The sequence below is a fragment of the Dapis brunnea BLCC-M229 genome (assembly GCF_050015995.1).
GTDB lineage: Bacteria > Cyanobacteriota > Cyanobacteriia > Cyanobacteriales > Microcoleaceae > Trichodesmium.
In genome coordinates, this window is sequence record NZ_JBNHEP010000220.1 from 21,994 (window position 1) to 29,497 (window position 7,504).

At 37.2% G+C, this 7,504-nt stretch carries 9 protein-coding genes; 5 read left to right on the forward strand and 4 right to left on the reverse strand.

Going from position 1 to position 7,504, the window contains the following annotated elements; genetic code table 11:
• Positions 1–417: 417 nt before the first annotated feature.
• On the forward strand, positions 418–1,095 hold the full coding sequence (locus ACP6PM_RS24350; RefSeq protein WP_426589228.1) for a hypothetical protein: 678 nt from the start codon (positions 418–420) through the stop codon (positions 1,093–1,095).
• Here the strand turns inward: ACP6PM_RS24350 and ACP6PM_RS24355 are convergent.
• From ACP6PM_RS24355 to folD, 3 genes are all read right to left on the reverse strand, one after another.
• Positions 1,092–1,547: a divergent PAP2 family protein gene (locus ACP6PM_RS24355; RefSeq protein WP_293107028.1), complete on the reverse strand. Its 456-nt coding sequence runs from the start codon at positions 1,545–1,547 to the stop codon at positions 1,092–1,094. The two genes, ACP6PM_RS24350 and ACP6PM_RS24355, sit on opposite strands and share 4 nt — an antisense overlap.
• A gap of 9 nt (positions 1,548–1,556) precedes the next feature.
• A complete protein-coding gene (gene crtE / locus ACP6PM_RS24360; protein ID WP_426589230.1) occupies positions 1,557–2,507 on the reverse strand; it encodes a geranylgeranyl diphosphate synthase CrtE in 951 nt (316 codons plus the stop codon).
• Positions 2,508–2,861: 354 nt separating this feature from the next.
• Positions 2,862–3,725, reverse strand: a complete 864-nt coding sequence (gene folD, locus ACP6PM_RS24365) for a bifunctional methylenetetrahydrofolate dehydrogenase/methenyltetrahydrofolate cyclohydrolase FolD (RefSeq protein WP_426589232.1) — start codon at positions 3,723–3,725, stop codon at positions 2,862–2,864.
• Positions 3,726–4,186: 461 nt separating this feature from the next.
• On the opposite strand from folD, the gene ACP6PM_RS24370 reads away from it, so the two are divergent.
• The 4 genes from ACP6PM_RS24370 to ACP6PM_RS24385 all read left to right on the forward strand — a co-directional run bounded on the left by ACP6PM_RS24370 (position 4,187) and on the right by ACP6PM_RS24385 (position 6,582).
• On the forward strand, positions 4,187–4,657 hold the full coding sequence (locus ACP6PM_RS24370; protein WP_426589234.1) for a hypothetical protein: 471 nt from the start codon (positions 4,187–4,189) through the stop codon (positions 4,655–4,657).
• Positions 4,641–5,090 carry an NUDIX hydrolase gene (locus ACP6PM_RS24375; protein ID WP_426589236.1) on the forward strand — a complete coding sequence of 150 codons (450 nt, stop codon included), beginning with the start codon at positions 4,641–4,643 and terminating at the stop codon, positions 5,088–5,090. The genes ACP6PM_RS24370 and ACP6PM_RS24375 overlap by 17 nt, the downstream gene beginning before the upstream one ends.
• Positions 5,091–5,355: 265 nt before the next feature.
• Positions 5,356–6,249, forward strand: coding sequence for an Rpn family recombination-promoting nuclease/putative transposase (locus ACP6PM_RS24380; protein WP_426589237.1), 894 nt, complete (start codon positions 5,356–5,358; stop codon positions 6,247–6,249).
• A gap of 99 nt (positions 6,250–6,348) precedes the next feature.
• Positions 6,349–6,582 (forward strand): DUF4351 domain-containing protein, encoded by a 234-nt coding sequence (locus tag ACP6PM_RS24385; protein WP_426589239.1) that lies wholly within the window; start codon positions 6,349–6,351, stop codon positions 6,580–6,582.
• Positions 6,583–6,798: 216 nt separating this feature from the next.
• On the opposite strand, the gene ACP6PM_RS24390 is transcribed toward ACP6PM_RS24385, so the two are convergent.
• Positions 6,799–7,504, reverse strand: a 706-nt coding sequence (locus tag ACP6PM_RS24390) for a WD40 repeat domain-containing protein (RefSeq protein WP_426589240.1), incomplete at its 5' end; no start/stop codon positions are given.

The window sequence follows — 7,504 nt, forward strand, 5'->3', positions numbered from 1 at the left end:
AGCTTTTAGGTTGCTATAAGCTACAAAAAGTTAGCATTTTGGACAGATAAGGGCAGAAAAATCAACGGAGAATTCTTCCGACTACCTCCTCTATAATTCCCATTTCTCCTAACTACTCCCTAATTAGAGAATAGGCAAAATAGCCTCCTTAACTATGTAAGCATTCAGCCGTCTGCTATTAGCTAGCCTCCTGGGTCGGAACTATGTTTTTCATGTCGCGTAGCGAAACAGCTATGGGTTATTAACTTATTGTCACATTGTCAAATTTATGAAAAATTAGTCTCCAAGGAGAATTTAAGAGTTATGAATGAAATTGGTCATCAGCTAACCTTATTAGTTATTACTTTTAAAAGCTGAGAGCTGAGAGCTGAGAGCTAAGATCTGAATGCTTACTTGACTATTAACCATTTTTTCCCAATGACTAATACTCAACTGCAACTGAATAAATCTTGGTTGGGGAGGCTAAAAAGTTTGATAGCCTCAACTTTTTTATTCTTGTCATTTTTGACAATTGAGGAAAAATATGCTATTGCCATTGAAGATTGTCAATCTCCTGCCAGTGATGAATATTTATTAGTCATAGTTACAGAGACACCTGCAAATCAAGATATAGTTCGTCGTAGTCTGCCACCAGATATTACAATAGATGTCTGTAGCTACATTGACCAGACTGTTAGCAGTATCCGAGGCTTTGATGACAAAGATGTGGCTAGTGATTGGGCAAGATATATTCAAGATATTGTAGGGTTGCGTGCCTATGTAGTTAGACCCAGTGAGGAAACACAAGTGCCTGATGGCCCTTTACCTGCCCCTCCAGAAATAGGCTTTAATCCTCAACCTTTAGGTAGTGGTTATGCTGTTTTAGTTGATTATAATAATCAACCAGAAATAGCTTTACAGTTGGAAAGAAGTTTAGGGCGTAATGTCGGTTTAGCTGCTTATGGTCAAAAACCTTTTTTATTAGTAACCTATACACAGAGACGTCGAGCTGCGACAAATAGTATGTTCAACTTAAGCGATCGTGGATTTTTAGCTTTTGTTGTAGATAGTAGTAGGGTCACATTAATTAGTCCTAGAATTAAATTAACTAATTAATAACTGAAACTAGCGAGCCAAGATACAACTACTCCCAGACAAAAACCTGCTATGACCTGTACAGGAGTATGACCTAACAACTCTTTGAGACGGTCTTGATTAAGATGATGGTCTTCCTGGAATAATTCATCTATAATTTGATTAAGAATTCGAGCTTGTAATCCGGCTGCTTGACGAACTCCTGCTGCATCATACATCACAATAATTGCAAAAACTAAAGCAAGGGCAAACTCTGGACTAGCCCAACCCTTTGTTTGACCTACTCCTACTGCCAATGCTGCTACAAATGCAGAATGGGCACTAGGCATTCCCCCACTCGTAAATAAAGCTTGTAAATTAATCTTGTGATGTTGAACTAACTCTACTACTATCTTCAAAAATTGAGCCATGATACAAGCCAGGAGAGCAACCCATAGAACGTAATTGTCCATTATTTCGCCAATATTCTGCATATTGCACCCCTAGTTACTGCGGCTGATAATAAAATCTGCTAAAGCTATTAGTGGCAATGCCTTTTCTCCAAAAATTTCTAACTCTGCTTTGGCATTCTGAACCAGTATTTGAGCTTGACACCGAGATTTTTCTAATCCCCAAATTGCTGGATACGTTGCTTTTTGAGCATCAAGATCCTTTCCAGCAGTTTTTCCTAGCTCTTCTGTAGTAGCAGTAATATCGAGAATATCATCAACTATTTGAAAAGCCAAACCAATATTTTGAGCATAGCGGGAAAGTTTCTGTACATTAGTTTGAGATGCACTCGCAAGTAGAGCACCACAAACTACACAAGCTTCTAAAAGAGCGCCTGTTTTATGAGTATGGATAAAATGTAGGGTTTTTTCAGATACCTGTGAGAGACCCTCGGAAGCTAAGTCCACTACTTGGCCTCCAACTAACCCTGCTGCTCCGACCGCTTTTCCCAACCGAGCAATGACTTGTAGAACTTGTTGTGGTAGTACATCTTTAGTTTGAGTAGCTACAAACTCAAAGGCATAACTTAATAAACCATCTCCTGCAAGAATTGCAATATCTTCACCATAAACTTTATGATTGGTCAACTTACCTCGGCGATAGTCATCGTTATCCATTGCGGGTAAATCATCATGGATTAACGACATGGTGTGGATCATCTCTAATGCACAGGCGGTGGGCATTGCCATTTCTATATTTCCACCTGCTAATTCACAGGTCGCCAAACAAAGAATTGGACGTAAACGTTTACCACCTGCTAATAGAGAATAGCGCATTGCCTCATAGATTTTTTCTGGGTAGACTACGCTGATAGAACTGTCAAGAGCTTTTTCAACTAGAGCTTTTCGCTCTGCTAAATATGTAGATAGGTCAAAAGTTGTATCTATTTGAAATTGAGGGAGCATGGGATTAATCTGGTGGCCAGTCTTTGGCATTAGCACCATAGATTATACACTTTATTGGTTTCAATCCTAAAAATTTATTTAAGGGAATAGGGAATAGGGAATAGGGAGTAGGGAGTAGGTGAAGACAGAATTATTTGTTACTTACTTTTTACCATAACTTTAGGAGTATGAATAAAGAGCAAGAAAAAAAGTAGAAAGGAAATTATCTTGAATCAGGTCATCGTTATGATAAGGCAGGAGGCAAGAAGTTTTTGATAACTTTACTGTTGATTACAGACTTAATTGAAATATAACTTGCAGTAAATTTATAGCAAAACTCTATAGATATGTTAAAACTATAGCGCTACAGTATATTAAGCATTTATGCCTTGCTCAAGGTGTTAGTCAGTCGAATTATCTGATCGAAGTGCTCCAACTTTCTACGGTATTCTGTAATAACATCGCTACAGTCATCGGGCCAATTCCACCAGGTACAGGAGTAATATATTCTGCTATCTCTTCCACAGAGTCAAATTGAACATCTCCCACTAATCGACTATTACCTGCTTCATCTACAACCCGGTTAATTCCTACATCTATAACTACTGCTCCTGGTTTCACCATCTCAGCAGTAATCATGTTTGGTTTACCCACTGCTGCGACAAGAATATCTGCATTCCTGGTTATGACCTCTAAATTTTGAGACCGGGAATGGGCAATTGTTACTGTACTATTGGCCTCCAATAACATTAATGCCATCGGTTTGCCCACTAAAATGCTTCGCCCTAGTACAACTGCCTGTTTTCCTTGTAATTCAATATTATATTCCTGTAGCAAGCGCATAACTCCTGCGGGAGTACAACTGCGTAAACCCTTTTCACCACGGAGTAGTTGTCCAAGATTCATGGGATGGAGTCCATCTACATCTTTGCTAGGGTCAATTTGATAGAGTAATGAGGTAGAGTCTAAATGTTCTGGTAAGGGTAACTGTACAAGAATACCGTCTACTTGTGGGTCTTGGTTTAATTGTTGAATTACTTGGGTTAGTTCCGCTTGAGATGTTTGAGCTGGAAAATGTTTCCCGAAGGAGGCAATACCTACTTTGGCGCAGGATTTTTCTTTGTTACGGACATATACTGCACTAGCAGGGTTATCTCCTACCATTAATACTGCTAAACCTGGAGGACGACCAATTTGACTTTGTAGAGACTGAACTTTTTGTTGGAGTTCAGCTTTGATCTTTTTGGCCAGACCTTTACCGTCTAATTTATTTGTCATTGCTATTTCCTGTTTGATTTTTAATTTTAAAAGCTGTATCTAATGACTTCTAGATAAAATTATTTATTTCAATTTTTGATTTGAAATTAATGAATTATCTTGTTAACAGGATAATAATAGTATGGTTCTCAGTATATAAAGGTAGATTTTGTGATGTTTTAAATAAATAAAAATAATGTTTAATTTTTAGTATTCAAATAGAATTGAATCTTTTCTTGGTATTATGGAGCAACAAAATCATCTTATTTGTGTGGTAATATTCTTATGTTAGCTTTTTGATAAAACAAGACTTCAGAAGTGAGAATTGAAAAGATTTTGATGTGAATTTTAAATATTAATAAATTGTTCGGAATAATCAATTTGTAATTGCTATAGTAATAACCAGAAAAATATTATGTAAATTATCAATAGGGAAAAAAGTTTTGATGATAACTAGATCGCCCACTAAAAAAGCTTTGGAAATGAATTACATGCAAATATTCCATAGATTTTCGTCTTGGTTTTTGCTGCTTAATTCTGCTTTATTAAATTCATTGTTTGATAAATTTAGAATTATTCTGATGATGTTTTTGGTGACAGGACTAATTAGTTGCAGTCAAATTACACAAACAGCTATTAAATTAAATCTCAATGTAAGTCGAATCGATCAAATTCAAACAAAAGGTAAAATTGATAATCAAGTATATTTAAAAGGTACTGTAGAAAGCCGTGCTCCATTTATAGAAACAGGCGCTTATGAATTAACAGATAATACGGGGAGTATTTGGATATTTACTACTGCAGAATTACCAAAGATAGGAACAGAAATAACAATTAAAGGAAAAATACGTTATCAAAGTATTGTTGTTTCAGAATTAGGTAATCAGGATGTTGGAGATTTTTATATAGAGGAACTAGAACGAATAGAAGAAGATAATGATGAACAACAATAATTTACCTCATGTGGCGATCGCTATTCTTTACCGAGAAGGGAAATTTCTCCTACAATTACGAGATGATATTCCTGGTATTGCTCACCCTGGTAAATGGGCTTTTTTTGGAGGTCATATAGAAACAGGAGAAAAACCGGAGGAGGCTGTAAAACGAGAATTAGCTGAAGAAATAAGTTATACACCTGACATAGTTTCCGAGTTTGGTATTTACTATGACACTAATGTTGTTCGTCATGTATTTTCTGCTCCCTTAACTGTGGAATTAAAAGATTTAGTTTTGGGAGAAGGCTGGGATATGGGGTTATTAACTCCAGCAGAAATTAAGGCAGGTAAAGCTTATTCTGAGAATGCAGGAATGGAGCGATCGCTTGGTGAATTTCATCAAAAAATCCTCTTAGATTTTATGAGTAAATATCCTACTTTGATTGATTGAAACTTTCAAATTATTCTAGATAATTTTGTCTGCTGGTTACTAGGAATTAACTATACTAATCTGCTAGTAATTAAAACAGAAATTATTTATAATTTCCAGCATACAGCACTTTCCATTGTTATGAGGTAGACCTATCGCGGGCAAGATGCCCGCACTACAATAATTTTACTATCCAAATTTGTACCTCATTTGTCCGAAATCTGCTGTAAGATTTCAGGTTAAGAAACTGATAACTGATAACTGATAACTGATAACTGAAATTGCTTTGGCTTACGATAATACTTGTAAATATTTAGCAGAAACTTATGCTCCGAATTTTGTCCGTTGGTTACTGGGAATTAACCCTACTAACGTGGAAGTAATTAAAACAGAAATTATTCCTGAACCTATTCGGTCTGATGCTTTGATTCTGCTACAAATAGATCGGAAAATTCTGCATCTGGAATTTCAAACTTTGCCTTACTCTGACCCACCAATACCCTATCGAATGCTAAAATATTGGACGTTGCTTTATGGGAAATATTGGTGTGATATTGAGCAAGTGGTTATATTGTTAAAAGAAACTGATTCAGAATTAGCTTCTCAAGATAAATTTGAAAGACAAAAGACTCGGCATTCTTATCGAGTAATTCGACTTTGGGAGGAGGAGTCGGCTCCTTTTCTTGCCGATAATGCTTTATTGCCATTAGCAACTTTAACTCGTAGTGAAACTCCGACAGCTTTATTGTCAGAAGTAGCAGAAAGAATTGGTAGAATAGAAGAGCCAGATCGACAAAGAAATATTTCTGCTGCTGCGGAAATACTAGGAGGTTTAAGGTTTGATAAAAATTTAATTCGTCAACTTTTGAGGGAGGAAATAATGAAAGAGTCTGTAATTTATCAAGATATTCTTCAGAAAGGAGAACAAATTGGTGAACAACGTGGTGAACAACGTGGTTTGCAAATAGGTTTAGAACAGGGTTTAGAACAGGGCGAACAAAAGGGAGAAGCTACAGTTATTATCATATTAATAACTCACAGATTTGGAAATGTTTCTGAGGAAATAGAAGCTAAAATTCAGAGTTTATCTATTTCTCAGTTGAATGAATTGGCGATCGCTCAATTTGATTTTACTTCTCTGGAGGATTTGATTAATTGGTTAAGTGAATCTGAGAATTAATTAGTAGTTTTGTCAATCTGAGTTTTGAGGAATTTAATGACTGGAGAGTTTAAGATTCTGATTCAAATTCCTTTTTTACTTGAATAGTAAGCTTAACAAATGAAAGAATCTGTAATTTATAAAGATATTTTTCAGACAGGTTTTGAACGGGGTTTAAAACAGGGAATAGCTAAAATAATTATCCTTTTTCTGACTCATTGTTTGGGAAATATTCCTGAAGAAATAGAAGCTAAAATTCGGAGTTTATCTATTTCTAAGTTGGATGAACTTGCAGATGCTCAGTTGGATTTTACTTCTCTGGATGATGTGATGAATTGGTTAAGTGAATATTAGAATTAAAGAAGCTCGTAGTAGCGTGTCTAGGCTAAAGTCGTGGATAAAAAACCTAACCCCCCAACCCCCTTCCCTACCAGGGAAGGGGGAAAAGATTCTCCCCTCTCCTTGCAGGAGAGGGGTTGGGGGAGAGGTCTTCATTTGCTCGATCCTTACCCACATTTTCAAGCTAGACGCGCTGGTAGGGGTGGTTTTGAAGAATAAATGCCTAATTTCTCAAGGATTTTGGTTAAACCTGTCCCTACTTACTTCTGACTTCCCACCGCCAACACCATCACACAAACGTCTATCGCTTTCACTGACAGTAGGGTTATTTTCTAGGTAGTCGCGCATCCAGTTGCAAGCCCACTCATGGAGGTGATCGAACTTCCAAACATTCCACAATTTCACTGTATTGTCACCACTTGCAGAAGCAATAGTCTCTCCATCGGGACTAAATGCTACACCATTGACAAAATCTTCATGGCCGGTGAGAGTCTGCAATAATTTCCCCTGACGGTTCCACAACTTCACTGTTTTGTCAGCACTGGCAGTTGCAATTGTCTCTCCATCCGGACTAAATGCTACACCATTGACCCAATGCTCATGGCCGTTGAGAGTCTGTAATAATTGACCCTGACGGTTCCACAACTTCACTGTTTTGTCAGCACTGGCAGTTGCAATTGTCTCTCCATCCGGACTAAATGCTACACCATTGACCGAATCCTCATGGCCGGTGAGAGTGTGCAATAATTGACCCTGACGGTTCCACAACTTCACTGTTTTGTCACGACTTGCAGAAGCAATAGTCTCTCCATCTTGACTAAATGCTACACCATTGACCAAACTCTCATGGCCGGTGAAAGTATGCAATAATTGACCCTGACAGTTCCACAACTTCACTGTTTTGTCACGACTTGCAGAAGCAATAGTCTCTCCATCT

Bases quoted from the DNA above. Each gene is read 5' to 3' on its own strand.
- ACP6PM_RS24370 (WP_426589234.1), top strand. From the start codon at position 4,187: ATGAATTACATGCAAATATTCCATAGATTTTCGTCTTGGTTTTTGCTG.
- ACP6PM_RS24355 (WP_293107028.1), bottom strand. From the start codon at position 1,547: ATGCAGAATATTGGCGAAATAATGGACAATTACGTTCTATGGGTTGCT.
- ACP6PM_RS24375 (WP_426589236.1), top strand. From the start codon at position 4,641: ATGATGAACAACAATAATTTACCTCATGTGGCGATCGCTATTCTTTAC.
- ACP6PM_RS24350 (WP_426589228.1), top strand. From the start codon at position 418: ATGACTAATACTCAACTGCAACTGAATAAATCTTGGTTGGGGAGGCTA.
- folD (WP_426589232.1), bottom strand. From the start codon at position 3,725: ATGACAAATAAATTAGACGGTAAAGGTCTGGCCAAAAAGATCAAAGCT.
- crtE (WP_426589230.1), bottom strand. From the start codon at position 2,507: ATGGTGCTAATGCCAAAGACTGGCCACCAGATTAATCCCATGCTCCCT.
- ACP6PM_RS24385 (WP_426589239.1), top strand. From the start codon at position 6,349: ATGAAAGAATCTGTAATTTATAAAGATATTTTTCAGACAGGTTTTGAA.